The sequence below is a fragment of the Dehalococcoidia bacterium genome (genome assembly GCA_022449765.1).
Lineage (GTDB): Bacteria > Chloroflexota > Dehalococcoidia > Lucifugimonadales > Australimonadaceae > UBA2963.
This window is the reverse complement of record JAKUPZ010000011.1, coordinates 15,840-41,157: the sequence shown is the minus strand read 5'-3', so window position 1 is coordinate 41,157 and position 25,318 is coordinate 15,840. Positions and strand designations below refer to the sequence as shown.

The window sequence follows — 25,318 nt, the reverse complement described above, 5'->3', positions numbered from 1 at the left end:
GTATGGCAAATCAAAATATAAAGCCATTGAAAATGGGCATTATTGGTGTAGGTGTGGGTGCAACACAAATAATGCCAAACATGGAAGAGATGCCAGAAATTGACCTGATGGCTGCAGCGGACACTAATCCGTTAGTAAGAGAGGCGTTTCAGAACCGATTCCCAGAAGCTCACGTGTTTGGCAGCGCTGAAGAACTATGTAATGACCCTGAGATTGAAGCGGTTTGGGTCGCCACGCCAAATGCGCTGCATTGTCCGCATACTGTAATGGTTGCGAATTCAGGCAAGCATGTAGTGTCAGAGAAACCCATGGCTCTGAATATGCATGAAGCTGAAGCAATGGTGGAGGCTGCATTAGCAAATAATGTAAAGCTATTGTGCGGTCATACCTTGGGCTTTAGCCCCCCTGTAATGGAAATGAGAAAGATTATTTTATCGGGCGAACTTGGCCCATTAAAGGCTCTAAACAATTGGGCCTTTACAGATTGGATGCTTCAAGCCAGAGAGCCTGATGAATTAGACGAAAGCCTTGGCGGAGGCGTTTTGTACAGACAAGGACCACATCAATTGGATAGTTTAAGACTACTTGGTGGAGGTATGGTCAAAACTATCCGAGGCACTACTGGCAGATGGTGGCCTGAACGTAACGGCGTTGGTTACTATTCGGCATTCATGGAATTTGAGGATGGTGTCACCGCTAACGTTACAAATAATGGATATGGCTATTCCATGACTTCAGATTTAACCCCATGGAGTGATGAGCTTGGCAAAGGTTTGATTCTTGGCTATACGCACGATGAACGCGTCGAGATTAGGGAGCAATTGAAGTCCGGAAGTAGAGACGAATTTGCAGCTAAGCATGACTTACGAATTGGCTCGGATCATGAGCGTAGATTTTGGCGAGAAACGCCTTCAGAAATTCCACCTTGGAAGCCTGCAAATTTAGGGATCCTTGTGGCTACATGTGAGCGAGGCGACTTACGTCAATCCCGCCATGGTTTGTATGTTTATAAAGATGGTGGCGTAGAAGATAGGCCTTTATCCATCACAAAATACCAGGCGGGCAGAGAAGACCTTATGGAATTGTTTAACGCGGTCCGAAATGATGCACCTGTGTATCATGACGGGCAATGGGGAATGGCTACATTAGAATTAATCACTGCAATAATGGAATCTTCACTTACGGGGAGGGATATTCAATTATCCCATCAGGTTCCAATGCCTTTTGAATATGGAGCCTAAATGGCGAAGAAATATTCCTGCACCTACTGATGAAATCCTTGTCAAGGATGGGCACTTAACAATCAGATTGGTTAGGCTCGAAGACTCTTGGTATGCGAATATTGAATCAGCTATTGAAGGCAAGATTTTTTCAGGCCCTGTGACAGAAATGTCTGAATTAATAGTTGGTAATTCTGCAATTTCTTCACTGGTAAATCCTGATGAAATGGGAGATATGAATGGTTGATAGATTAAAGGGCAAAATTGCTGTGGTAACCGGGGCAGGCTCTAGTGGTGATGGCGTTGGTAACGGCAAAGCTGCAGCAATTATATTTGCAAGAGAGGGAGCAAAAGTTCTATTAGTAGATATGGACTTAGAACGAGCTCAGCAAACCCAGGCAGTTATAGAAAATGAAGGCGGGGTTGCTTATGCAATTGCCGCAGATGTTACTAGAGCTGAAGATTGTGAACGAATGGCCGCTACCGCGATTTCTCAGTTCGGGGCAATTGACATATTGCATAATAATGTCGGGATTTCAACGAGAGCTGATGTTTTGGAAGTAACAGAAGAGCAATGGGATCACATAATGGCAGTGAATGTAAAAAGTATTGTTCTCGCTTCAAAATATGCCATACCACATATGAAAAACTCAGGCTCGGGATCAATAATTAATATTTCTTCTATTGCAGGATTACGGGCAAACAGTAGCACTCCATATACGACATCTAAGGCTGCAGTGATAGGGTTAACCCAATCTATGGCAGGGGACCATGGTCCAGACGGAATTCGAGTCAATTGTATAGCCCCAGGTTTGGTATACACCCCTATGGTTGCACCAAGGATGGATGATGATTTACGTCAAATTCGCAAAAATGCAGCGCCTTTGGGAAGCGAAGGAACTGCGTGGGATGTTGCATGGGCTGCTTTATTTTTAGCTAGCGATGAGTCTCGTTGGGTTACGGGTATAGTTTTACCGGTTGATGCTGGACTGCTTGTAACGAGCCCTGTAACTTACAATCGTTTGAGCCAGCAGACTCACTCAGGTGAAGGCTAAATAATGAAGCATGGAAATTTAAATTAGGTAAATTTAGGAGTAACAATGAAAGCTGCAATATTGGTCGAGGCTAATTCACCTTTAATAATCCAGGACGTAGAGCTGGATCCACCGAAGGCAAACGAAGTCAGAGTTCGTATTGCGGCTGCAGGAGTATGCAGAAGCGATCTTCATTTTATGAAAGGTGAAGCGATTATTCCTAAACCTGCGGTGCTAGGGCACGAAGGTTCCGCAGTAGTTCTCGAAATAGGGGAGGGTGTTACAAGAGTTGCTCCTGGAGATCATGTGATATTGGCTTTCGCTCCATTTTGCGGGCAATGTAAGTCCTGCTTAACTGGACGATCTAATATTTGTGATACGCATATGGCAACTGGGCCAAATATGTTTGACGGTACTAGGCGATTACATGCTAATGGGCAAGATCTCGCGCATATGGGTAAGGTTGCCTGCTTCGCAGAGGAGGCAGTAGTGCCAGAAACAGGTTGTATAAAAATAGACCCTGAATTTCCATTGCCACAAGCAGCATTAATCGGGTGCAGCGTTACTACTGGAGTTGGTTCAGTTCTTTACAACGCCCAAGTAAAGCCTGGAAGCACCGTTGCTATTATCGGCTGTGGTGGAGTGGGTTTGAACATTGTGCAAGGGGCTCGTTTAGCTGGTGCAGGCAAGATAATTGCAGTCGACATCAATGACGCGGCATTGGAATTTGCTACCAAATTCGGAGCAACTGATACCGTTAATGCTCGCGATAGTGATGCATTAAAAAGCATTAAGGAACTATCTGAAGGAGGTGTAGATTACGCTTTTGAAGCATTTGGTTCCTCTGAAACTTTTACATTGGCATATGACTCAGTGAATAAAGGTGGAACTGCAATAATCGTCGGCTTGGCTGCTATAGACGATTTTCCTAGTATTGATCCTGTAGCATTGGTTCGCCAGGAAAAAACTTTAAAAGGTTCCTACTATGGTACATCTAGACCTGCAATCGATTTCTACGAGATGGTTGACCTTTACAAGCGAGGGCAAATTGACGTAGACGGATTAATCACTAGACATTACAAACTAGATCAAATAAATGAAGCCTATATTGAACTAGACAAAGGTGTTATTGGACGAGGAGTAATTACTTTCGATTAATATGAAACAAGTTTCACTGCAAGTTAATGGAATCCGACGTAAAGCTCAGGTAGAAGACCGAGAATTATTGGTAGATCTTCTGCGTGAAAAACTACGTCTGACTGGCACGCACATTGGTTGTGATACTAGCCAGTGTGGGGCATGTACAGTTTTATTAGACGGACAGGCTGTTAAGTCCTGTGCAATTTTTGCTCTTCAAGCGAACGGTGCGAAAGTCATTACAATTGAAGGGCTTGCAAAAGGCGGAGAGATGCACCCAATTCAGCAAGCTTTTCACGAGCAACACGGGTTGCAATGTGGATTTTGTACGCCAGGTATGATCATGACACTGCATGACTATTTAAGCCAAAATCCGAACCCAACAGAGACGCAAGTACGCACGGCACTTGCTGGCAACATGTGCAGGTGCACGGGATACCAAAACATAGTTGAATCTGCTCTTGCAGCATCTAAGCAACGAGGCGTTTAATTATGATCCCTTCTCAATTTACATACCATCAGCCAAAATCATTAACTGATGCCCTTTCACTAATGAGGCAATTCGACGGTGATGGTCGAGTTGTTTCTGGCGGAATGAGCTTAGTGCCTGCTATGAAACTTCGACTTATCCAACCTGATCATTTGATAGATATCGGAAAATTAAAAGAAATTCGATATATAAAGAATATGTCCGATGGTGTTGCTATTGGAGCAGGTACAACTTACAGAGATTTAATCGAATCTAAAATAGTCCTGAAAAAATTACCCCTTTTGGCTGAAGCAGCGTCACTGGTTGGAGATACCCAAATAAGAAATCGCGGCTCTATTGGAGGATCTGCAGCGCACGCGGATCCTGCAGCTGATTTGCCAGCCGTCTTATCTGCATTAGATGCAAGATTTCTAATAAAAGGTGGAATTCGCTCTAGGAACCTCTCAGCAAAAAAATTCTTTGTGGATGCGTACGAAACTGACTTGCATCCATCTGAAATTTTGACTGAAATAATCATGCCATCTCTTCCCCAAAATTCTGGGACTGCTTATGTAAAATTTGCAAATAAGGCTTCAAGATTTGCAATAGTGGGTGCAGCTGTAGTGATTGCAACTACGAAGGACAACATTTGTAATCATGTTCGAATAAGCTTAACAGGCGCAGGCCCCAAGCCCCAACGATTATTAATGGCTGAGAAATACTTACAGGGAACACTATTGTCGACTGAGGCGATTGATACAGCAATCCAAAAATCAATAAAAAATATAGAAGTGCTTTCTGATATTCATGGTTCAGAAGAATATAGACTTCATTTGTCTAAAGTGATTTCAGCGCGTGCTTGTAACCTCGCGTGGGATCGTTTGCGCAACTAAATTAAGTATTTTGCGAGCGTGTTCCCCATTTATCCCAATGTGTAACTTCGGACGCTGGCTTTCGTGTCGTCGGTCCATACCTGTAGCCTTCCATAGGCCAGCCAAGGGGTATCATTGCTGCGGTTGCCCATCCTTCAGGCAGACCAATGGCAGAGCGAATGTGATCCTCAAAACCCCTTCGTACACGAGTTGTCAGAACACTTCCTATATTCAAGGCTCGTGCAGCAAGAAGCATGTTTTGTACTGCAGGGTAAATCGAAGCGCCGTGATGAATATCAGTTCCAGGATGATTAGTCACTGCTAATATCCAAACAGGAACGTCCATAATGTGCTGACCTAAATAATCAGCAGAATCAGCAGCTCTTTGTTCAGATAACGTGGAAGCTTTCCCATGGTTGGGACGTACCACAGCAGCATAATGTTCATTAATTATTTTTTTTGTTGATTCATCTTTTATAACAACAAAACCCCATTGCTGTGAATTCCCTCCATTGGGAGCACGTATGCCTGCATCAATGATTTGCTGTATTAGTTCATCGGGAATTGGATCAGGCTTTAAATGCCTAATAGCCCTCTGTGTGTACATTGCTTCAAATAACCCAATTTCTTCAGTCATTTTTTTGTCCTTCAGTATAAATTTAACTCACGCCCTGACCCGTGTAAGGGACTTGGTATTTCATGAAAACTTCACGCCTCTCATTTGAAGAATCAATGATTCCTAACACTACTTCTTGAGTAGCTTTACCCCAGTAGGCATCGTGAATTCGTACCGGAGTGTCATCACGAATTGCGCGGCACATTTCATCAACTTCTACCGCGCAGTACCGACGATTGTACCCTTCCCCGGCAGCTACAGGGATTTCGATATTTTCTTTATCGCCATATATCAATACTCCGGTTGGCGTTTGCCGAATATCGCCTTTTTCACATGAGACAAGGGTGAAACCAAAAAAAGCATGTCTCCTATCAGGAGATACCTGATGAGCCAGCGACCGATTCATAGAGCCACCGTAGCGAGTAGTGTCTTTATATTGCTCCTCCTCGCTAATGCTTGCAAAACCCTCAATTCGCTTACGGGAATTTATGTGTAAATCAGGATTCATTGGGAATCCTTGTAAGGTATAACCGTAAGTAAGATCTGCACTATTAAAGTGCCCATAACCGTCATAAATTATGGTGGCCGAGGATCCGTTATCGAAATCTACAAACGCATTAAAGCTTCCATCGATAGGTCGATTAGCATCAACTATATTTGTTTTCCCTCTAACCGATCTTACCTTTCCTCCACCAATCATTCGGACAATATCAACCTGTATTGGACCTTGTCGCCTAACAATACTGCCGCCACGCTCTTGAATTAGCTCCTCTTTTGCTCGAGGTCTATAAATCCAGTCGCTATAAAACATGGTATGGATCATTACGACTTTGCCTAATTGCCCACTATTTGCTATCTCTGCGATCTTTAGATTTACGAGATCTAGGCTTTGGGAATGCCCGACGATCACACGCGTCCCATTCTTTTCTGTCGCTGCAATAACATCATCACATTGCTCCAGAGTAAGTCCCATTGGTTTGTCTAAAATGACTTGTTTTCCATGCTCGGCCGCAAGAACAGCATGCTCTGCGTGCATTTCATCGGGAGTCATTACGTAGATGACTTCGACATCAGGATCTTTACATAGATCCTCGGCATTGCTGTAGATGCGCCCTCCAAAATCTCTTGTAAACCTATCGAGTGCATCTTTGCGTGTGTCAGCGGCAGCAACGATATTTGCATTTGGGTTCGTGCTGAGTTCTGGGATCATGTTCATCGTGCCTGCTCCAAGCCCGATGATCCCAAAATTAATTGGTTTAACTCCTGCCATGTCGCCTCCTCAACGCTTCGCTATGCCGTTGCACTTTCTTTTGATGCATACCCAGTTTTATCAAGCATTTCTTGAATCAATGGCTTCAATTTACTTCCATACCGTGCAATCTCGTCGATATCAGAAGTCTTTCCAAGAGTTGTCCATCCTTCCTGCTCGACATGAATCATCACATTTTCATTTACATCGCGCACAATGTTTATTGGTTCCCCGCCATCCATGACAATTTGCATCTGTTCGCTAAGCATTTTCCGATAGAAGATGAGCCCTCGATCAGATTCCCCAAGTGTCTCTGCAGAGCGATCCATAATTGCACCTTGAAGGATCCAAACAATATGATCTTGTGCCATCGTATCGTCGCTACGCCAATGCCCATCAGGTCTGGTTAACTCAATTTGTGAATAAGGGACTACGTCTTGGGCAGGCACTTCAACGTCGGTTGGAAACCAATAACTAGTTAATTCAACGTGCCAAGTATGCTCATCGTCGATGGGGACCCTAAATTGAAAGAAATACCTGCCACCACCACCTTGTTGCAAGATATTAGGGAAGAGTAATGGATGCCCAACACTCCATTTAGGTGATTCTTTTGTGGTATTCCCATAAACCCGTCGCTTAATTATCCCTCTTTCAAACTGATCAAAACCGATTTCTTTATGCCTGTCATATATGGCTAGACTTTCAGCTACTGCATCGCGACGGCCTTCTAGTTTTGCAGACCATGCGCCATACACTCCATGTAGCCATTCAAGGTGAACGGGATCAACAGAATTTTCCATGCATTGAAGCCAATTTACAGGTAACTCTGCGACAAATAATTCGCGTAAGACGCCGTTTTTTTGAGCTAAAATGTCGTAATTGGGTAGCAACGGTGCAGGCTGTGGCCCCATATATGTGAATACAAGCCCGCCAAGTTCTTGAACAGGGTATCCTGCAATTTTGACTTTCTCCTTGAATCTGCCGTCAGGGCGAACAGTTTCCTCAAACGGTTGCTCTACGCACTGGCCGGTCTCGTCCATCATCCATCCGTGGTACATGCACCGGAGACCATTTTCTTCAGGTATTCCATAGGAAAGGTCGACACGTCGATGCGGACAGAAACGATCAATCAAGCCGATGGTGCCGGATTTATCCTTGTACAAAACAAGGTCTTCTCCCAGAATCCGAACAGCTTTCGTAGGCTTTTCATCCAATTCAGAAGCAGCAGCAATGGGATGCCAGTAACGACGCATGAGTTCACCCATTGGCGTGCCGGGGCTTACCCTAGTAATAGCATCATTCTCAGCTTGATTTAACATAAATTCCCCCTAAAACCGCGCTTACCATAGAGTAGAATCGATAGCAACGCGTGTCAACGAAATTAGCCTTTCTTTTATGGCCTATGAATTGTAGGCGCAGCATCCGGGTTTTCCGTTACGATTCTCGTATAATATTGCCATACACCGCCTACGTTTGGTCGCCATCCGGGAGGAAGAACTTGCTTAAAGTGAGGCAGCTCAGGCAAGGGTGTTCGACCCGACATCTCATCTACTATTTCATCTTCAAGATATGGATGATCTGCACCCATTGCGGAAAATGCCCAGTAATTCATTTTTGCTTGCTCTTCAAGCTGCATCATTGTCATTACCGCATCTTCAAGGCTGCTACCGGCTGTGGTAGCGCCGTGACCTCTTAGCAAAATAGCTTTTGAGTCACCCATCAGCTGAGCAACTTCAAGGCCTTCATCTTCAGTCTGGACGGTTTTGACATGATTCCACATTGGCAATTCTTTTTGTACCAATTGTGCGCCTTCTTGATTCATTGGACGCAAGCGCTTATTCAGCGTAGATGCAAGAATCGTGTAGTGGGGATGTACGTGGACAACCGACTTAATCTCAGGTCGCAACTTCATGATAGACGAATGCATAATGACTTCAAACGGCTGCGAAGAACCTACTGGTCCATCAACTTTATGACCCTCAATATCTACAACGATCATATCTTGTGGTCGCATTGAATGCAGAGCGTCTACCGTATAGCCCCTTCCTTTTACAACGAATTTATCCGGGTCATTTGGTAGGCGCATACTTGCATGTCCTAACGAGGCTCGAAACCCGGTAGCAAGACCGACTTCAGCAAGAACCCGATTGGCTACAGCAACTTCATATTTTATCTCATCCCATTCTCTGGTCATTATTCCTCCTAGTCATGAACCATTTTTTGGTGGCTTAAATATATTTCCTTACGTTTATGTGAGGATTCTAAGGCAGCAAGGCACACTTCTAAATTAGCTTTACCCCATCTTCCGTCATGTAATGGAGGTATCTTATCTAATATTGCAGCTTTTAGTTCGGTCAGGATATTGTCCCTACCTGAAGTTCCTTTTGGTATTGCAACCTCTCGCTTTTCATTCTCTGAATAGACTAGCAGTCCATCAGGTGATTGCCGGATATCCCCATTTTCACAACTGACTACGGTTAGCCCGTAAAAAGGATGGCTATCAGGAACTTCGCCCCAATTTCTTGAGCTTGAACCTCCATATCTAACACTTTTCTTTAGTTCTAGTTCGGCTTCAGGGTTTGCATTTTTCAACGCATTTCGAGCCGCACCGTACTTCTCCAGATTGAAAGGTAGCCCGCCTTCTCCGACGTTATATCCGAGCTCCGCTGAACGAAACCTGTCGTACCCACTGTAAATAGCAGTTGCAACTGCACCGTTTTCAAATTCAAGGAATACAGTATGGGCTCCCTCCGCAGGCCGAGAGACGTCGAATTTCGCGGTCATAGCACGTACGCTACGAACCAGACCCCCACCAATTAATCTTATAATGTCGAACTGATGAGATCCTTGACGGAATGTAACTCCTCCGCCAAGAGAGGTGTCTAGCTCTTCAGGATTTCGAGGACGGTACATCCAATCTGTAAAGTACCAGTTGTGTAGCATTCGAAGAGGGCCGAGCTCACCACTGTTGACGGTATTTCGAATTGCTTTTATTGGTGTTTCGTAGCCAAACGAATGACCAACCATCAAAGTGACACCTGCTTTTTCAGATGCTTCAATCATGGCATCAGCATCATCAAGATTAGTGGCAATGGGTTTTTCCGTTACGACATGTTTTCCGTTATTGATTGCAGCGAGTACATGCCCTGTATGAAATTGAGTAGGAGTAGATATAAAGAGTGCATCTATCCCATCTGCCTCAGCAATTGCTTCTGCACTATCGAAAATACCAGCTTCGGGGAAGTCGGATTTGAAACGGGCTAGCGTCTCTTTATCAAGGTCTGCAGCACCAGCCATCCTGAAATTTTTATTTTTGAGTACTGGTTGTACAAGTGCACTTCCAGCAGTCCCCAAGCCTACTATCCCAAAATTAATGATTTTATCAGTATCCATCGTGATCTCCCGTGGGTTGAGACTCTACTAGAAAGCTTGCACATGGACCAGACCACTATTGACTAGGTTCATGTAGCTATATACGGTGGGATTATGCTTTGATGACAGTGCAAGAAGGAGATTTACGAATGAATGACATCCAAGCGCTCGATGGCGACGGACATGTGGAAGAATGGGAGGCTACCTGGTCCGATGAATATCTTGAGCCCAAATATCGTGACCGTAGACCAAAAGTAATTGAGACAGGCGAATTTGAGCACGATTATATTTGGGAAATCGACGGAGAGCGAATCAGAGTAGGTGGATCTCCATCAAGCCGAGATGGTGTGGTTTCTACTGAATATGAATTGATGGCAAAATGGCGTGGTCCTCACGAAAGCGGTGAATTTCATTCAGCCGAAGATAGGCTTGCTGTAATGGATGCTGAAAGTACTTACCTCTCAGTAAACTACCCAACCTTATTGTTGCATTGGCCGATAGTTAAAGATCCTGATTTGAATGCAGGCCTTACGCGATCCTATAACAATTGGGTAGCTGACGTTTCTAATCAATCTCCGGAAAGGCTTAAATGGGTCACAGTTATTGACCCAAGGGACCCAAGTGAGGCTGTCAGGGAAATGGAGCGTACGAAAAAAATGGGATCATTGGGAATAATGGTCTTCGGTGATTACGGCAATAAAGCTTTGGATCATCCTGATTTCGAGCCTATATGGGCAGCAGCTCAAGATCTAGAACTACCGGTGAATGTTCATCCTGGGATGGGGGCAAAAGATGCTCTTAAAGATTGGAAGAATATCGCAGGAGACCAATTTCTTACTTCTGTCGTGCGCGGGTTCAAGACTATATGTGGGTCAGGAATATTAGATCGATATCCTAAAGTGAAAGTTTCATTTTTGGAGACAGGTTGTACTTGGGTTGATTTTGCTGTTGCAGTAATGGATTTTACTTTGGACAACGTCAAAGACCGAATGGAACTCGGTACGATCCGATCTGAGCATCAACCTATTATTGATCGTGGGCTCCCTCAGGCTACTCCTCTTGAGTACATCAAAGATGGAAGGATATTTATTGGATTTGAGGTTGATGATCAATTACTGCCTTACATGGTAGGTAAATACGGAACTGATTGCTGGGTTTATGCTAGCGATATACCTCATGCTCACAGAATTCCAGATTCACCTAAATTCCTTATGAACAGGACTGATCTTACTCAGGAACAGAAGGACCGGATTATATGGAAGGGGACTACTGAGCTCTATGGCCTTAAGGCCCCACAAGCCGTAGGTTCCTAGAAATACTTTGACCTAATAAATGGAGGAGATATGCGTCTTGAAGGAAAAGTAATCATAGTAACTGGAGCTGCTGCTGGGCTGGGACGACAGTATGCAATTCGATTCGCTAAGGAAGGGGCGAAATTAACTATTGCAGATGTCCAGAATTTAGAAAAAACAACAGAGCTTTGCAGATCTGAGGGCGCTGAAGTTCTTGCGCTTCAAGTGGATGTATCTTCTGAAGAAGCAATGTTAGACATGGCAAAGCAAACGCATGACACATACGGAAGAATTGATGGATTGCTCAATAATGCAGGTATGATGCGAGGCTTAGAAGTAAAATCAATCCTTGATGTGGATATGGAAACTTGGGACCGTGTATTTGCAGTTAACGCAAGAGGTACTTTCCTGGGAGTTCGAGCAGTATTTCCCTATATGCGTGAGCAAAATAGTGGAACTATTGTCAATGTGAGCTCTGGAAGCACACTCCGCATTGCAAGAGGGCCTAATGCGATGAACCCACATTACGTTGCCTCAAAATCTGCAATCACTGGAATAACCCGTGCAGTTGCCAGGGAGCTAGGTCAGCATAATATCAACGTCGTAACTGTTGCTCCTGGTTCTACAACCTCAGATACCGAAGAGCCTATAGGAGCTGATGAGGCTTACCCTGAACCTGAAGCATCTCTGGTGCGTAGGGGTGTTCCCGAAGACCTTACAGGTGTTATGGCTTTTCTATTTAGTGATGATGCGCGATTTATCACTGGGCAAATGATTGTTGTTAATGGTGGTCGGGAAATTCATTAGAGACGGGTTTGAAAAGCGGTAATGTAACCTCATCATTTAGATCCCGAAAAGTCACTTCAACTTCCATCCCAATCAATAGATTTTCCGGTTTTGCGTTAACGCCAACTATATTTGTAGGGAATCTTGGGCCTTCTTCAAGATCAACCATGGCCACAATAAACGGTACACTATCACGGAAAGAAGGAATCGGTGCTCGTTCAACGATTGCAAACGTATACAGCGTTCCTCTTCCGCTTGCTCGTATCCACGTTACATTGTAATTACCGCACTTAGGGCAAAAATCGCGTGGATAAAAATAAGCTTTGTTGCAGTCAACGCATTTACGCAACCAGAGCTCATGAGCCTTTGCCTTCTCCCAATAAAAATCTGATTCAGGCTGTAGTACAGGTAATGGCCCTTGATATTGAGTGCCCATCAGTCAACTCCTAAAATAATAGTCCCGGTCGCAGAAAGCGCACCACCTGTGCCATTGACTAAGCTTAGATTCAAATCAGGTACTTGCCTTTCCCCTGCCTCTCCTCGGAGCTGCCTGACGGCTTCAACAATGAGAAAAATTCCATACATTCCAGGGTGGGTGTAAGAGAGCCCGCCTCCGCTAGTATTCAAAGGGAAATTTCCTCCAGGTGCAGTTCGTTGATTGGCTACGAAATCGGGTCCTTCTCCAGGCTTGCAATAGCCTAAGGATTCTAAGCTTGCAAGGACTGTATATGTAAATGAGTCATAAATCATAGATAATCCGATATCTTTATGAGAAACACCGGCCATGCTTAGAGCTTCAGGACCTGTCACTCTAGCAGGAGTAATAGTTAAATCTTCCATAGTCGAGATACCGGCATGGTCGTGGTATTCCGAGTGTCCTAAAATCCATACAGGCTTTTTAGAAAGGCTCTGAGCTCTTTCTTTTGAAGTCACTACAACTGCCGCACCGGCATCAGTTACCAGACAGCAATCCAGAAGATGAAATGGCCATGATATCCATCGTGAATTATGGTAATCATCGAAACTCATGGGGTCTCGCATTGAAGCTTTAGGATTCATTTGAGCCCATTTTCTAGTTGCAACCGCAATTTCCGCCATTGCCTGCCTTGTTCTGTCCTCCCCATATAAATGCATATACCGCGTGGCTGCCATAGAATAATTTATCGGCATTCCTATCATTCCGTATGGGATTTCATACATTGCAGAAGGGACATTAGGGTCTCTTGGCATCGGTGCGCGAGTATTACGGCCAGATTGCCCATGTGTAATTAAAGCAACTTCGCACAAACCAGCGGCTATCGCGGAAACCGCGTGTCCAACATGTATTACAAACGATGCACCACCAACGGTAGTTGTATCGGTATAACGGGGTTTTATGCCGAGATAATCTGCTAAGTCATAATTCCAATAACCGGCTGTCAAAAGACCGTCTACTTCGTCACGTTCGACACCCGCATCAGCTAAGGCATTGCTAGCAGCTTCTGCATGGAGCGCCAGCGCTGATTTACCTGGAACTGTTCCAAGTTCATTAGACTCTGCGACACCTACAATTGCTGCTGTTTTAGATAAATTCTTTTTCATTTTTGTAATTTCTATGTAGCATGGTATTACAAATATTGCCTTGTGAAAGCCATAGAACGATACTGGAGGCAGTACTAATGGAGGGAACCATGACTACAGCCGTAAAATTTGGCGCAATTGACGCCGATGCTCATGTTGTTGAATCTGAGCATACATGGGATTTTCTTGATAAAGAAGACTTACAATACCGTCCTCAATTATTCTCCTCGCCTGATAATTCACAAAGTCGTTATTGGGTGATAGATGGAAAAATTGCAGGATTGAGACTACCTACTCCTTCAGAGCGTGAGCTCGAGATAATGTCAGAGCGAGCGGGTCGTGACCTTGTTACCGCTGCAGATGCTCGTCATCTTGATGATGTTTCACTCAGACTCAGGCACATGGACGATCTTGGCGTTGATATTCAAATACTCCACAACACCCTATGGATCAGCGATGTTACAAGGCGACCTGAAGTTGATCGTGCGCTCTGCAAGGCTTGGAATAAATGGATGGCGTCAGCCTGGAAGCAGTCGGATGGTCGATTGCGATGGTCTGCAGTGCTTCCACTCACTGATTTAGACCAAGCTATTGATATGATGCCTTGGGCAAAAGAGAACGGCGCCGTAGGTGTAGTAATGAAACCTTTTGAAGATGACAGGTTTATGCTCGACCCTTATTTCCATCCTTATTTGGCTGCGGCACAAGAACATGATTTGACCATTACTATTCACATTGCCAATGCCAATCAAAATTATGTAAAGGCAATGAATTCACCCTACGACCCAAGCGGCGGGTTGCCAACCTTCCGAATGCCGACAGTGCACGCCTGTAATGGTTTGATTCTTAGTGATTTGCCAAAGCGCTTCCCGGATTTGCGCTGGGGGTTCATAGAATCTTCCTGCCAGTGGGTTCCCTGGATAATGCACGAAACCTCACGAAGGGCGCAGCAGGCAGGGTGGAAAATACCTGAGAATCCTTTTAAGGATTACAACATTTATGTTTCTGCTCAGACAGATGATGATTTCGAATATGTATTTAGCTATATTGGTGATGAAAATATCGTAATTGGTACAGATTATGGACATACTGACACATCAAGCGAGGTTGACGCTATAGAAACTTTTAGGAATCTTCCCAGCGTAAATGAAGAGTCAAAGAAAAAAATATTAGTTGATAATGCTTTAGGTCTCTATCATCTTTAGTTTGCAGGATTAAGGCAAAAGACCACAGATTATTTAGGCATCTGTGGTCTTTTCTTATCACTGGATGCGAACATATTTAATCAGTAACTTCAAAAATGGCGTCGATAGAAATCACTCCGTCAAAAGGATTTCGTGTTACGCCCATTGAACTTCTTGCGTGCTTACCCGCTTCCCCATACAGCTCAACAAGTAAGTCCGAACAACCATTGACAATTTTTGCGTAATCGTTGAATTGAGGAGCTGCTTGTACCATCCCAAAAATTTTCACCACATGCGTGATTTTGTCTAAATCACCAATAATACTTTTGACATTACTGAGAATTCTTAAGCAAGTACGTCTGGCAGCCTCATATCCATCCTCTTCTGAACAATCAAGCCCCATGACGCCAGTAATATTGGAATCATTTGTACGAGGCCCTACTGCGGAAGTAAAAACTAAATTTCCTGTTTTATATCCAACTAGATAGCTTCCGGCTGGAGCTACGTGCTCTGGCAATTCCAAGCCCATTGCAGATAATTTTGACTCTATTAATGACATATGAACTCCTTAACAAGACTTCTTTTCAGCTAAAGAATCAGTGCGGGCTGCCATAATGAAGTCATTTTTATGCAGGCCGCCTAAAAAATGAGTCCACCATGTCACTGTAGTTTTACCCCATTCAGTGATGAGCTTGGGATGGTGACCTTGATTCTCTGCTTCATCTCCGATTTTGTTTGTAAATTCCAAGGCTTCTGCAAAACTGTCGAACTCAAAAGTACGTTCAAGTTTTTCCATGCCATCAAAAATAATATGCCAATCGGGGATTTCGCCTTTGTAAGATTTTGCTTCATCAGTAGGACAAAGCTTCGCACCTGATGTCATTTCCACGCAGTTTTCACTAGATAAAGAACTCATATTCACCTCTTATTGTTATTTTCATATTTTTTGTGCCAAGAACTCAACTAATTGCTCGACAAATCCTCTACTGCTAGCATCCATGAAGAATGGATTAGAAGGATTGAAGGAACCGCTTTTGAAAATTAACGGCGCTCAAATAATAACGAATTCCCTGAGAATGGAAGGTGTTGATACCATCTTTACTCTTGCAGGTGACCATATCCTGCCACTGTTAGATATTTTGGATGACGAAGGATTTACTTTAATTGATTGTAGGCATGAGCAGGCAGCAGTTCATATGGCAGAAACCTGGGCAAGAATGACAGGCAACTTGGGAGTTGTTGCAGTAACTACACCCGGTCATGCGAATGCAATACCTGGGCTGATTAACGCTATGTCGACAGAAAGCCCAATACTGAATATCGCCGGCTCATCGGATTTGAGAAATTACCACCGTGGCATTATGCAAGAGATAGATCAGGTTGGAATTGCAAGAACCGTTACTAAGGGAGCTTGGCTTGCACACGACCCTCGAAGGATTCCGGATTTAATGACAACTGCAATACGTACTGCATTTGAAGGCAGGCGTGGTCCAGTGCATTTGACAGTGCCCGTAGATGTGCAGAGCGCTGAAGTGGAAGAGAATGAGGTTACTTTTTATCAGGCTGATACTTACAAAAGAGTAACACCAATAACTGCAAGTAATGATTCGATTGTGAATGCGATTCAGATTCTCAATAACGCGGCACGGCCAATTATCGTAGCCAGCACCCCGTCATCTTACGGCGACTGGACGAAAATCTTTGAGAAATTTATTGAGACGACTCGAATCCCATTTATGACAGAAGAGGCAGCTCGTGGGATTGTTTCTGATGAACATCCCTTTTGTTTTGGTTTTTTTGATCTTAGCCAGCACACTGCAGCCAATTTAATTAAAGACTCGGATGTGATTCTTTTCCTTGGTAAACTATTAGATTTTACTATTGGTTTTGGTTCCAAACCAGTAATTCCAGACCAAGCAAAGGTGATACAAATTGAAACTGACCCTATCCAAATAGGCAGGAATCGAGGAGTAGAACTATCTCTAGTAGGAGATATAGGCCCAATTGTTTCTCAGCTTCAGGAAGAAGCGATTAAATATAACTGGGATCAACCAGGCGACTGGGTTCAGAAATTCCGCGACACTGTTAGAAATCATAGAGAATACTTGGAGCAGTTTATTACGAAAGAAACCCCTCTGCGATCAATGTTTGTTCATCACACTTTAGCTAAGCAATTAAAGGATGATGATGTAATAGTTTTTGACGGAGGTGACTATGCCTATTACGGAAGAGCATATCTTCCTGCAAAAGCTCCACGCAGTTGGTATTACCTTCCAAATCTTGGGATGTTAGGGCAGGCAGTTCCGGTATCAATTGCCGCAAAACTAGCCAGGCCAGAAGCCAGAGTGTTCTGCATCACAGGAGACGGCGCCTTCGGGTTCAATGCTATGGAAATTGATACGGCAGTTAGGCATAAGTTAAAAGTAATATTCTTAGTAGGGAATGATGCGGCATGGGGCATTGATAAAAACTTGCAAATAGGGCTTTATGGAAAACCCGTGATCACTGACCTTGCCCATTCTAGGTACGACTTAGTTGCTCAAGGCCTCGGCGCACATGGAGAGCTAGTAGAGAGTCCGGAAGAACTTGAGCCTGCATTATTAAGAGCTATCAATTGCGAAGGTCCTGCTCTTCTTAATATCATTGTTCAGAGCCAGATTAGCCCTCGTGCTCAAGCAGTTGTTGAGAATAGGAAGGCAGGCGGGGGTTTATAAAATATTTTCTTCCTATATATTTTGATAGCCGCTATTGAGAGTTGACACTTTTCTTTCTACAGCGTTAGATAGCGCGGTCATTAGACCGTTAGATTCGGAGGATTGCATTGAGATATCGTGAAATGGGAAACACAGGCATTCGTGTGTCTGAAATTGGATTTGGGTCAGGAGACAATGCCGGATTGCTCGTTAAGGCGGAGCCTAAGGAGCAAATAAAAGCGATCGAAAGAGCCCTTGAACTAGGAATCAATTATTTTGACACTTCTCCGGATTATGGCAAAGGCCTCGCCGAGATTAATATCGGTAAAGCCATGCGGGAAATAGGATTTCGCCCAGTCATAGCTACTAAAGTGGAAATAATGCCAGATGAATTAGACCATATTGCAGATGCTGTAGTTGAGTCAGTCGAAGACTCTCTCAAGCGATTGCAGCTCGACCACGTGGACATTGTACAAATCCATAATCCTCCAAGTATTGAGACAGATACTACTGTTCCAGGATGGATTCACGTTGGTTTAGATGACTATCTGGGAGCTGAAGGTGCATTAGAAGGACTGGAAAGATTAAGAAGGGCCGGGAAGACTCGGTTTTTTGGATTTGCAAACGAAGATGCTGATGCTGAAGCAGTACTCACTCTTCTAGAAACACAGGAATTCCATATGCTAAACGTCTGGTACGATCTATTGAACCCGACAGCGGGTTTACCGACGCCTGATGGATTAGATGTTCAGCACGACTACGGGCAATTCCTTATTCGAGCGCATGAGCTAGGTGTTGGCACTGCCGTGATCCGCCCGCTTGCCGGAGGGGTACTTACTGATCACGCAGTTAATGGCGGTGGAAGGCATCAGCTTGCGGGAGGCGGACTTACTCGAAATGCTGATATGTACCAAGCAATGGTTCAACGTGCTTTACCATTTTCCTTTTTATCAAGGAAAGGACAGACATTATCTGAAGCAGCTTACAGGTTTATTCTCCAGGACGAGACAGTGACGACAGTCCTTGGCGGATTTTCAGAATTGGCTCATTTAGAAGAAGCAGTGGGATGTTCTGGCGCGGATGCGCTGAACGATGAGGATATGGCGCGCCTTGATATGGTATGGCGCTCCAATGTCGGTAAGTGGGATCAGGAAGAACAATTTATTTCAGGACTGTAATACTCAATGGAGGAAATGTAATGGATATTCAACTTAGTTTAGGTATGGCATCAAACCCGAGGACATGGCCAATTTTTGATGGCAGAGTAAAGGCTGATGGTATTAATTTAGTGCCTAGTCCTGTTCATGCATCGGAGCTTTTTTGGCGCCAATTGAAATTCGGTGATTTTGACGTATCTGAAATGTCATTTTCATCGTTAATTATGGCACAGGCTGCAGGGGATAACCGATGGGTTGGCCTCCCTATTTTTACTACTCGTCGCTTTTTCCATACGGGAATGTTAATAAGGAAAGATGCCGGTATTAAAGACCCATCCGATCTCAAAGGTAAAAGAGTTGGAGTCCCTGAATACCAGCAGACAGCCGCTCTTTGGACGCGAGGTATTCTTCAGCATGAATTCGGTGTTGAGCCGAAGGACATGGAATTTTTTATGGAGCGAGTGCCGGAGCAAAGCCATGGAGGGTCCACAGGATTCAAGCCTCCTGAAGGAGTAACCGTTAACCAGATTCCACTGGAAAAAAATATTGGGACAATGATGCTTTCGGGCGAGCTTGATGCGACATTGCTTTACATTGTTGACCCAAACCTTATTGATAGAAGCACCGCTGACTTGTGGAACCACCCTGATATATCTTCAATTTTCCCAGACAACAGGGCAGAAGGTATTCGATATTACGAAAAAACAGGCATATATCCTATTAATCACGGGATGGTAATTAAACGTGAAATCGCTGAAGAACACCCTTGGGTTATTCTCAATTTGATGAAAGCATTTAATAAAGCGAATGACATCATTAATAGAGAACGTATGGAGCACGTTGATTACTATGTTGAGACAGGGTTAATTACTCCAGATGCGATAAGAACTCCTCTTGTTCAACATGGTATACGTGCGAATAAGTTAGTACTTGAAACGGCTGCTCAGTATTCTTTCGAGCAAGGACTGACTCCTAAACTGGCTAAGCTAGAAGAAGTCTTTGCAAAGAACACAATGGATCAGTAGAAATAAATAGATAATGTTAGGGAATGGAGATTGGAATGCTTGAGGCAGCAAGTGAAGCATTAAACCAAATGGCCAGCTGGCAAGTTATGCTGGCCTTAATGGTGGGAGTTGCTGTGGGCGTCCTCAACGGGGCTATGCCTGGGGGTGCAGTACCAAGTCTTGTTGTGCTTCTTGGATTTGCTTACGGGCAAGATCCCTATATTGCGCTGCCTCTTGCGGTAGGAATGGTCGCTACTGTTTCTACCGGAGACACTTTGCCGGCGGTACTGCTCGGAATGCCTGGATCTACATCTGGTCAGGCAACGATATTGGATGGGAATCCACTTGCAAGGCAAGGTAAGGCAGGTGTAGCACTTTCAGCTGCATACTTTGCCTCAATGATTGGTGGCATTGTGGGGGGAATTTTCCTATTCATAACTATTCCCGCTGCAAGAACAGTTGTTAACTCTTTTAGCGCTGCGGAATTTTTTGTTTTAGGGCTGGTTGCAGTTGGTGTCGTAGGCATTGTAAGTAGTGGCGCACTCGTACGCGGATTGATGGCAGGCTGCCTTGGCTTGTTAATTGCATTAGTAGGGTTTGACGACTCCACTGGTGTGCAAAGGCTCACTTTCGGATTTGATTATTTGTGGGACGGATTTCATATAGTACCAGTGGTAATTGGTTTATTCGCGCTTCCCGAATTTTTTGATATGTTAATTGGAAATGTAGCAGTTTCTAGACAGTCTACAGCAGAGGTTAGCACTGCATCGCAGCGTCTAGAAGGGATGCGTGCGGTTCTGAAGAACTGGCCTCTTGTATTTCGCTCAGCAGGTTTGGGAGTATTTGTTGGAGTTTTACCTGGCATAGGTGGCTCTCTTGCTCAATGGCTAGCATATGCATCCGCCCGGCAAACCGTAAAAGGAGGTACTGAAACTTTCGGTACGGGTGACGTGAGGGGAGTTATTGCACCAGAATCTTCCAATAACGCGGTTGATGGTGGCCAGCTTGTTCCAACTCTTTTCTTTGGAGTTCCTGGTTCCGTTGGGATGGCAATTTTCTTGGGCTTACTTGTAATACTTGATGTACAACCTGGTCCGTCTATGCTCAATGAGAACCTAAGCTTGACTCTGACTATTGCCTTTTCTTTGGTACTGGCAAACATTTTAGGTACTGGCCTGGCGCTAGGTTTTACACCAACATTAACAAGAATTGCCTTTGTTCCTCCTAATATTCTCGTTCCTATTATTTTGGCAATTATGACGATTGCAGCATTTCAAGCATCATTCAGAATTCAAGATCTTGTCGTCATGCTTGGTTTTGGAGGCTTAGGATATTTTATGAAAACTTTTGGATGGCCTCGCCCTCCAATTGTCATATCCGTAATTCTTGGTGGGATAGTTGAAAAATATTACGGAATTGCAAGTAAGACGTTCGGTATGATTAGCCTAGATAGCAGTAAGCCCATTGGTATTGATTTTGGGCTCTTTAGCCGAATTCCAGTTTTGCTGATAATTCTGATTGCGCTTGGTACTGCTGGGTACACTCTTTGGATGCAACGGAATGTGGGAAGAACCCAAGAAGCCCAATTCCAGCAAAACACTACTGGAGAATCGATTGATGGCAAAGGCACAGCAATCCCCAAGCCATCATTGAAAGAACGCCTTACACTTACACCTAGTGGTGCATTTATAGGGCTTATGGCTATTGCTTTTGGCTACTCTTTGTACTCTTCATATTCCTGGACGGAAGAAGCTGCAAAACTACCAAGAATAATAACGACTACAGGTTTAATCCTCGTAGCTATCTATGTAGCAAGGCATCTTCTTTTCCCTTCCACATCTAAAAGAAGGATTTTAGATATTGGAAGGACTGTAACTGATGATTCAACCTTGGTGCTATTAATTAGAACGTTCAAGGCTTTAGGTACAACAGTAGGCCTAATATTTGCAATTTGGCTTATAGGTTTCCAAATAGCTCTACCTACATACGTTTTTCTTTTCCTGAGAATATTTGGACGAGTAAGATGGTGGATTGCATTGTTGTGGTCTGCATTTTTCTTGGTTCTGATTTATGGCTTTTTTGATTTGATCATTCATATTGCATGGATTGATCCAGCATTGGAGAACGTAATTCCTATAGCAGATGTGCTAAAGGGAAGAGAAACCATTACGGAATTTTTCCGAAATTAGGAAATTAGTAGACTAGAGGCTTTTCTCGTGCTAGCATCCGTCAGCGCGCTGGAGCGATGACTCCGCGTGAGACTCGTAGTCAGGGAGGGCTGATGCGTATCAGTTATATCTTTTCAGGAAAGGCCTTGGGTCTAATGGCCTTGTTCGCTGCTTTCGCAATGTTTGCTATTGCGTGTGGTGGCGAGGACCCAACTCCAACGCCAAAGCCGGCTACATCGGCTGCGGCACCGGCAGCTGCGGCGCCTACTGCTACACCAAAACCTGCAGCGACCCCAACGCCTAAACCCGCGGCAGCGGCAGCGGCCCCGACAGCAACTCCAGTTCCTGCACAACCTGCAGGGCCAGTTAGCTTTAAAGGCAAGACTGTGCGAATTACTGTTGGATATTCCCCTGGTGGTGGATTTGATACATTTGCAAGAATTTTTGCAAAACACCTTCAAACTACCCTTGAGGGTAAGCCGAATGTGATTGTCACAAACCGACCTGGCGCTAACACGCTTGTTGCAACTAAGTCAGTTATAGACAAGCCTTTTCGCGATAACCAAGTAGATATTGTGCTGATAATCTCAACACTTATCCAGCAGGCTATTTTGAATGGCGTGGAAGGATTTGATCCTGTTAAGGATGTGGTCTACTTAGGAGCACCTGATTTCACTCCGCAAGACACTGTTTTCTGTGCACGTAGTTCAGTACTGAGCGATAACGCACTAGAGGGCTACTTTGCAGGTAAGGCCGGTGGCAAGAAGTTCACCATTGGGCAAATTGGTAAAGTTGACACATACGCAACATTGACTGAGCTATTGGTACAAATGGGATTCCCATTCGAGCGCGTATTCGGATATTCGGGCACTTCTGACATGGATGCTGCGTTTAATCGTGGTGAAATTGATATCACCGCTACCTGTCGTGATTCACAAGTTGCTTTGAACCCGGAATGGGCAGATGGCTACGCAACTCCTTTGTTCTATACAGAGACTGACCCAGCATGGGTGAAGGCTGGACAGGGTGCCGGTAAATGGGCGTGGGCTGCTCCTGTACGCGAAATTGCAGAGAAAAGATTGAAGGCCAGTAAAGCGCATCTCGATACTTATGATGCTTACGTAAACATTTCTGCATCTAGTAGAACATTTGCAATGCCTTCACAAACTCCGGATGAGTTAGTCACCGCAATGCGTGATGCATTTGAAACCGTTGTTAAGAGCGACGCATTCGTAGCCGATATGAAATCACGTAACTACGACGTAGGATTGCGTACTGGTGATGCAACTCAACGGTTAATTGAAGGTTTGGGCGGACTACCTGAAGAAACTTTGAAGGTGTACAGAAGCCTGTTCCCTTCGTAATCTTTAGTAAATAGAAAATAAAAAGAGGCTCGAAAGAGCCTCTTTTTATTTTCTGAAGGGTATATACACTTAGGATATAGAAATATTAGGTGGACAATGAAATTCGATAATAAAGTAGTGATTGTTACGGGAGGTAGCGGTGCGGTTGGTAGCGTTGTTGTTCAAAAATTTGCATCAAAAGGTGCACGAATTTTTATCGCAGACCGAGTTCCTCCACGTGATGAAGATGTAAAACTTCTGGGAAAACTCAATGAGAATGTAACTTTTGTGAAAACTGACGTTCTTAATGAACAATCCATCAAAGCATTATTTGCCAAAGCCCACTCTATTGGGCATGTTGACGTGCTTGTGAACGTGGCTGGCGGCTTTCAATTTGGCCCCACAGTTGAAGACATGGATGTATCTCAATGGGATGCTCTCATTGAACTTAATCTTAAATCAGCTTTCCTTGCAATTAAAAACGTAATTCCAATAATGAAGACGCAAAACTATGGACGAATAATTAGCATTGCTGCACGTAGCGGCTTGCGAGGAGATCCTATGGTTGCACATTATTCTGTCAGTAAAGGCGGAGTCATTTTGCTATCACAATCAGTCGCTGAGGAAATCAAAGATTTCGATATTACTGTAAATACTGTTCTACCAAGCATTGTTGACACCCCTGCAAATAGAGTTTCAATGTCAGATGCCAACTATGGGAAATGGGTCAATCCCTTTGATTTAGCCAATGTTATTTTGTTTTTAGCCTCCGATGATGCAAGAGCGATATCGGGAGCATCAATTCCGGTTTACCATAAGTCTTAGGAAAGTAGAGAATTCTAAAATGAGTGAAATTATAAGAATTAATCCGAAAGCACTTGCACCTCCGCCCGGTGATCGTTATGCACATGTTGTACGTAGCGGGAACCTCCTCTGGATCTCAGGTCAAACATCACGAAATCAAGCAGGTGAGGTAGTCGGACTAGGGGATACGCTTGCACAAGCACGCCAGATCAACGAAAACCTCCGAATTGCAATTGAGGCCGCTGGTGGCACAATGAACGATATCGTCAAAGTAACTATTTTTTTGACCAAAAATGCTGACGTGGAAGCAGCTCGCCAGGCTCAGAACGAATATCGCCTTGAATATGACCCGCCTGCTAGCTCTATGGTCATTATTGAAGCTTTGGCAAATCCAGATTATTTAATAGAGGTAGAGGCATTTGCGGTAGTAAATTAACGATTTATTGCCCAATTATCACCACTATCCTCTGGCATTTCATTCCATTTCCCAGATTCAGTATTTGCCAAGAACTCTGCTACTAGGTAATTGAAACTAGCAGGTTCTTCAAGATTGCAGGCGTGCCCAGTTTGCGGTAGTACCGCCAACCCACATCTAGGTACATTTCTTTTTATGAATAGGGAAGGTTCAATGCAAGGATCATCCTCATCACCATAGATAACTAATAAAGGCACATTGAGGTTTTTTAATTCTTTTTGCAATGAGAAAATGCCTGGTCGTCGACCCTGAAAACCCCGTAAAGTATTTGCAGACCCCTTAGGGGAGTGTAGGTGAAATAAATTTGAAAACACTTCCCATCCTAACGGATCTTTTGCCTTGAACCGGATTCGCGTTGCCCCCGCTAAGTAAGAGTCCATTCCATTCATCCCTTTTTCTTCCAATAATGATGCACGAGTCTCGGATTCTTTTAAAAACCTTTTAGGATCCGCACTGCCTGTACCTACTCCCGCAGATATGATACCTAGGCACCTATTGGGATGATTAATGCCAAATTGTAAGGCAGTATATGCACCCATCGACAACCCGCAAATATAGGCCTGCTGTATGCCTAGATGATTTAGTAACTCAAGGAGAACTTTTACTTGATGGTCATATGTATATTCTTGCCAATCATCGGGGATAGAAGATGGAGGGTAGCCTTTGGCATTATAGGAAATGACTCGATAGCGCCGAGAAAAATAGCTTTTTTGTAAATCCCAGCTTTCCATGCTTCCTGCAAACTCATGGCAGAAAATCAAGGGAAGTCCTGAACCTGTATCATCATATTCAATCTGACAGTCATCTAAGCACACATTTGGCATGAAAATCTCCTTGTAACTAGAGCCGATTCTAAAGCCTAAGTGCGATACTTATCTAGGAC

The 25,318-nt window shown here is 44.1% G+C and carries 26 protein-coding genes; 16 read left to right on the top strand and 10 right to left on the bottom strand.

Features of this window, described 5'->3' with window-relative positions; all coding sequences use genetic code 11:
• The first annotated feature begins 2 nt into the window (after positions 1 to 2).
• The 6 genes from MK127_06170 to MK127_06145 are packed head-to-tail and all read left to right on the top strand — an operon-like array spanning position 3 to position 4,753.
• The gene (locus MK127_06170; protein ID MCH2532377.1) at positions 3 to 1,241 is read left to right on the top strand and encodes a Gfo/Idh/MocA family oxidoreductase; all 1,239 of its coding nucleotides are present in this window, start codon (positions 3 to 5) and stop codon (positions 1,239 to 1,241) included.
• On the top strand, positions 1,231 to 1,467 hold the full coding sequence (locus tag MK127_06165; GenBank protein ID MCH2532376.1) for a hypothetical protein: 237 nt from the start codon (positions 1,231 to 1,233) through the stop codon (positions 1,465 to 1,467). Before MK127_06170 ends, MK127_06165 begins: the two co-directional genes overlap by 11 nt.
• Positions 1,460 to 2,275 (top strand): glucose 1-dehydrogenase, encoded by an 816-nt coding sequence (locus tag MK127_06160; protein MCH2532375.1) that lies wholly within the window; start codon positions 1,460 to 1,462, stop codon positions 2,273 to 2,275. The genes MK127_06165 and MK127_06160 overlap by 8 nt, the downstream gene beginning before the upstream one ends.
• A gap of 45 nt (positions 2,276 to 2,320) precedes the next feature.
• Positions 2,321 to 3,412, top strand: a complete 1,092-nt coding sequence (locus tag MK127_06155) for a Zn-dependent alcohol dehydrogenase (protein ID MCH2532374.1) — start codon at positions 2,321 to 2,323, stop codon at positions 3,410 to 3,412.
• A 1-nt stretch (position 3,413) separates the two neighbouring features.
• A complete protein-coding gene (locus tag MK127_06150) occupies positions 3,414 to 3,881 on the top strand; it encodes a (2Fe-2S)-binding protein (GenBank protein ID MCH2532373.1) in 468 nt (155 codons plus the stop codon).
• Positions 3,882 to 3,883: 2 nt separating this feature from the next.
• Positions 3,884 to 4,753: a xanthine dehydrogenase family protein subunit M gene (locus tag MK127_06145; GenBank protein MCH2532372.1), complete on the top strand. Its 870-nt coding sequence runs from the start codon at positions 3,884 to 3,886 to the stop codon at positions 4,751 to 4,753.
• A gap of 1 nt (position 4,754) precedes the next feature.
• On the opposite strand, the gene MK127_06140 is transcribed toward MK127_06145, so the two are convergent.
• From MK127_06140 to MK127_06120, 5 genes are all read right to left on the bottom strand, one after another.
• Entirely contained in the window at positions 4,755 to 5,369 is a 615-nt protein-coding gene (locus tag MK127_06140; GenBank protein ID MCH2532371.1) for a nitroreductase family protein, read from the bottom strand.
• Between the two features lie 22 nt (positions 5,370 to 5,391).
• Positions 5,392 to 6,618: a Gfo/Idh/MocA family oxidoreductase gene (locus MK127_06135; GenBank protein ID MCH2532370.1), complete on the bottom strand. Its 1,227-nt coding sequence runs from the start codon at positions 6,616 to 6,618 to the stop codon at positions 5,392 to 5,394.
• 20 nt (positions 6,619 to 6,638) lie between these two features.
• Positions 6,639 to 7,916 (bottom strand): Rieske 2Fe-2S domain-containing protein, encoded by a 1,278-nt coding sequence (locus tag MK127_06130; GenBank protein MCH2532369.1) that lies wholly within the window; start codon positions 7,914 to 7,916, stop codon positions 6,639 to 6,641.
• A 74-nt stretch (positions 7,917 to 7,990) separates the two neighbouring features.
• Positions 7,991 to 8,791: a class II aldolase/adducin family protein gene (locus MK127_06125; GenBank protein ID MCH2532368.1), complete on the bottom strand. Its 801-nt coding sequence runs from the start codon at positions 8,789 to 8,791 to the stop codon at positions 7,991 to 7,993.
• Between the two features lie 8 nt (positions 8,792 to 8,799).
• Positions 8,800 to 9,990: a Gfo/Idh/MocA family oxidoreductase gene (locus tag MK127_06120; GenBank protein ID MCH2532367.1), complete on the bottom strand. Its 1,191-nt coding sequence runs from the start codon at positions 9,988 to 9,990 to the stop codon at positions 8,800 to 8,802.
• A 101-nt stretch (positions 9,991 to 10,091) separates the two neighbouring features.
• Between MK127_06120 and MK127_06115 the strand changes: the two genes are divergently transcribed.
• Both MK127_06115 and MK127_06110 read left to right on the top strand, forming a co-directional pair.
• Positions 10,092 to 11,282 (top strand): amidohydrolase, encoded by a 1,191-nt coding sequence (locus MK127_06115; GenBank protein MCH2532366.1) that lies wholly within the window; start codon positions 10,092 to 10,094, stop codon positions 11,280 to 11,282.
• A 30-nt stretch (positions 11,283 to 11,312) separates the two neighbouring features.
• On the top strand, positions 11,313 to 12,068 hold the full coding sequence (locus MK127_06110; protein ID MCH2532365.1) for an SDR family oxidoreductase: 756 nt from the start codon (positions 11,313 to 11,315) through the stop codon (positions 12,066 to 12,068).
• Here MK127_06110 and MK127_06105 read toward each other — a convergent pair.
• Both MK127_06105 and MK127_06100 read right to left on the bottom strand, forming a co-directional pair.
• A complete protein-coding gene (locus tag MK127_06105; GenBank protein ID MCH2532364.1) occupies positions 12,043 to 12,483 on the bottom strand; it encodes a Zn-ribbon domain-containing OB-fold protein in 441 nt (146 codons plus the stop codon). The genes MK127_06110 and MK127_06105 overlap by 26 nt on opposite strands.
• A complete protein-coding gene (locus tag MK127_06100; protein ID MCH2532363.1) occupies positions 12,483 to 13,628 on the bottom strand; it encodes an acetyl-CoA acetyltransferase in 1,146 nt (381 codons plus the stop codon). Before MK127_06100 ends, MK127_06105 begins: the two co-directional genes overlap by 1 nt.
• A gap of 89 nt (positions 13,629 to 13,717) precedes the next feature.
• Between MK127_06100 and MK127_06095 the strand changes: the two genes are divergently transcribed.
• A complete protein-coding gene (locus MK127_06095) occupies positions 13,718 to 14,812 on the top strand; it encodes an amidohydrolase family protein (protein ID MCH2532362.1) in 1,095 nt (364 codons plus the stop codon).
• A 76-nt stretch (positions 14,813 to 14,888) separates the two neighbouring features.
• On the opposite strand, the gene MK127_06090 is transcribed toward MK127_06095, so the two are convergent.
• The gene (locus MK127_06090) at positions 14,889 to 15,350 is read right to left on the bottom strand and encodes a RidA family protein (GenBank protein ID MCH2532361.1); all 462 of its coding nucleotides are present in this window, start codon (positions 15,348 to 15,350) and stop codon (positions 14,889 to 14,891) included.
• Between the two features lie 9 nt (positions 15,351 to 15,359).
• The gene (locus tag MK127_06085) at positions 15,360 to 15,707 is read right to left on the bottom strand and encodes a 4a-hydroxytetrahydrobiopterin dehydratase (protein ID MCH2532360.1); all 348 of its coding nucleotides are present in this window, start codon (positions 15,705 to 15,707) and stop codon (positions 15,360 to 15,362) included.
• A gap of 82 nt (positions 15,708 to 15,789) precedes the next feature.
• Here MK127_06085 and MK127_06080 point away from each other — a divergent pair, with 82 nt between their 5' ends.
• The 7 genes from MK127_06080 to MK127_06050 all read left to right on the top strand — a co-directional run bounded on the left by MK127_06080 (position 15,790) and on the right by MK127_06050 (position 24,396).
• Entirely contained in the window at positions 15,790 to 17,505 is a 1,716-nt protein-coding gene (locus tag MK127_06080; protein MCH2532359.1) for a thiamine pyrophosphate-binding protein, read from the top strand.
• Positions 17,506 to 17,612: 107 nt separating this feature from the next.
• Entirely contained in the window at positions 17,613 to 18,662 is a 1,050-nt protein-coding gene (locus MK127_06075; protein ID MCH2532358.1) for an aldo/keto reductase, read from the top strand.
• Positions 18,663 to 18,682: 20 nt separating this feature from the next.
• Positions 18,683 to 19,666 carry an ABC transporter substrate-binding protein gene (locus tag MK127_06070; GenBank protein ID MCH2532357.1) on the top strand — a complete coding sequence of 328 codons (984 nt, stop codon included), beginning with the start codon at positions 18,683 to 18,685 and terminating at the stop codon, positions 19,664 to 19,666.
• A 35-nt stretch (positions 19,667 to 19,701) separates the two neighbouring features.
• A complete protein-coding gene (locus MK127_06065) occupies positions 19,702 to 21,834 on the top strand; it encodes a tripartite tricarboxylate transporter permease (GenBank protein ID MCH2532356.1) in 2,133 nt (710 codons plus the stop codon).
• 92 nt (positions 21,835 to 21,926) lie between these two features.
• Entirely contained in the window at positions 21,927 to 23,177 is a 1,251-nt protein-coding gene (locus MK127_06060; protein ID MCH2532355.1) for a hypothetical protein, read from the top strand.
• 96 nt (positions 23,178 to 23,273) lie between these two features.
• Positions 23,274 to 23,981, top strand: coding sequence for an SDR family oxidoreductase (locus MK127_06055; GenBank protein MCH2532354.1), 708 nt, complete (start codon positions 23,274 to 23,276; stop codon positions 23,979 to 23,981).
• Positions 23,982 to 24,000: 19 nt separating this feature from the next.
• The gene (locus tag MK127_06050; GenBank protein ID MCH2532353.1) at positions 24,001 to 24,396 is read left to right on the top strand and encodes a RidA family protein; all 396 of its coding nucleotides are present in this window, start codon (positions 24,001 to 24,003) and stop codon (positions 24,394 to 24,396) included.
• On the opposite strand, the gene MK127_06045 is transcribed toward MK127_06050, so the two are convergent.
• Positions 24,393 to 25,259: an alpha/beta hydrolase gene (locus MK127_06045; protein MCH2532352.1), complete on the bottom strand. Its 867-nt coding sequence runs from the start codon at positions 25,257 to 25,259 to the stop codon at positions 24,393 to 24,395. The genes MK127_06050 and MK127_06045 overlap by 4 nt on opposite strands.
• Positions 25,260 to 25,318 lie beyond the last annotated feature (59 nt).

Coding starts and splice junctions, on each gene's coding strand:
- MK127_06170 (MCH2532377.1), top strand. CDS start 3: ATGGCAAATCAAAATATAAAGCCATTGAAAATGGGCATTATTGGTGTA.
- MK127_06165 (MCH2532376.1), top strand. CDS start 1,231: ATGGAGCCTAAATGGCGAAGAAATATTCCTGCACCTACTGATGAAATC.
- MK127_06160 (MCH2532375.1), top strand. CDS start 1,460: ATGGTTGATAGATTAAAGGGCAAAATTGCTGTGGTAACCGGGGCAGGC.
- MK127_06155 (MCH2532374.1), top strand. CDS start 2,321: ATGAAAGCTGCAATATTGGTCGAGGCTAATTCACCTTTAATAATCCAG.
- MK127_06150 (MCH2532373.1), top strand. CDS start 3,414: ATGAAACAAGTTTCACTGCAAGTTAATGGAATCCGACGTAAAGCTCAG.
- MK127_06145 (MCH2532372.1), top strand. CDS start 3,884: ATGATCCCTTCTCAATTTACATACCATCAGCCAAAATCATTAACTGAT.
- MK127_06140 (MCH2532371.1), bottom strand. CDS start 5,369: ATGACTGAAGAAATTGGGTTATTTGAAGCAATGTACACACAGAGGGCT.
- MK127_06135 (MCH2532370.1), bottom strand. CDS start 6,618: ATGGCAGGAGTTAAACCAATTAATTTTGGGATCATCGGGCTTGGAGCA.
- MK127_06130 (MCH2532369.1), bottom strand. CDS start 7,916: ATGTTAAATCAAGCTGAGAATGATGCTATTACTAGGGTAAGCCCCGGC.
- MK127_06125 (MCH2532368.1), bottom strand. CDS start 8,791: ATGACCAGAGAATGGGATGAGATAAAATATGAAGTTGCTGTAGCCAAT.
- MK127_06120 (MCH2532367.1), bottom strand. CDS start 9,990: ATGGATACTGATAAAATCATTAATTTTGGGATAGTAGGCTTGGGGACT.
- MK127_06115 (MCH2532366.1), top strand. CDS start 10,092: ATGACAGTGCAAGAAGGAGATTTACGAATGAATGACATCCAAGCGCTC.
- MK127_06110 (MCH2532365.1), top strand. CDS start 11,313: ATGCGTCTTGAAGGAAAAGTAATCATAGTAACTGGAGCTGCTGCTGGG.
- MK127_06105 (MCH2532364.1), bottom strand. CDS start 12,483: ATGGGCACTCAATATCAAGGGCCATTACCTGTACTACAGCCTGAATCA.
- MK127_06100 (MCH2532363.1), bottom strand. CDS start 13,628: ATGAAAAAGAATTTATCTAAAACAGCAGCAATTGTAGGTGTCGCAGAG.
- MK127_06095 (MCH2532362.1), top strand. CDS start 13,718: ATGACTACAGCCGTAAAATTTGGCGCAATTGACGCCGATGCTCATGTT.
- MK127_06090 (MCH2532361.1), bottom strand. CDS start 15,350: ATGTCATTAATAGAGTCAAAATTATCTGCAATGGGCTTGGAATTGCCA.
- MK127_06085 (MCH2532360.1), bottom strand. CDS start 15,707: ATGAGTTCTTTATCTAGTGAAAACTGCGTGGAAATGACATCAGGTGCG.
- MK127_06080 (MCH2532359.1), top strand. CDS start 15,790: ATGAAGAATGGATTAGAAGGATTGAAGGAACCGCTTTTGAAAATTAAC.
- MK127_06070 (MCH2532357.1), top strand. CDS start 18,683: ATGGATATTCAACTTAGTTTAGGTATGGCATCAAACCCGAGGACATGG.
- MK127_06065 (MCH2532356.1), top strand. CDS start 19,702: ATGCTTGAGGCAGCAAGTGAAGCATTAAACCAAATGGCCAGCTGGCAA.
- MK127_06060 (MCH2532355.1), top strand. CDS start 21,927: ATGCGTATCAGTTATATCTTTTCAGGAAAGGCCTTGGGTCTAATGGCC.
- MK127_06055 (MCH2532354.1), top strand. CDS start 23,274: ATGAAATTCGATAATAAAGTAGTGATTGTTACGGGAGGTAGCGGTGCG.
- MK127_06050 (MCH2532353.1), top strand. CDS start 24,001: ATGAGTGAAATTATAAGAATTAATCCGAAAGCACTTGCACCTCCGCCC.
- MK127_06045 (MCH2532352.1), bottom strand. CDS start 25,259: ATGCCAAATGTGTGCTTAGATGACTGTCAGATTGAATATGATGATACA.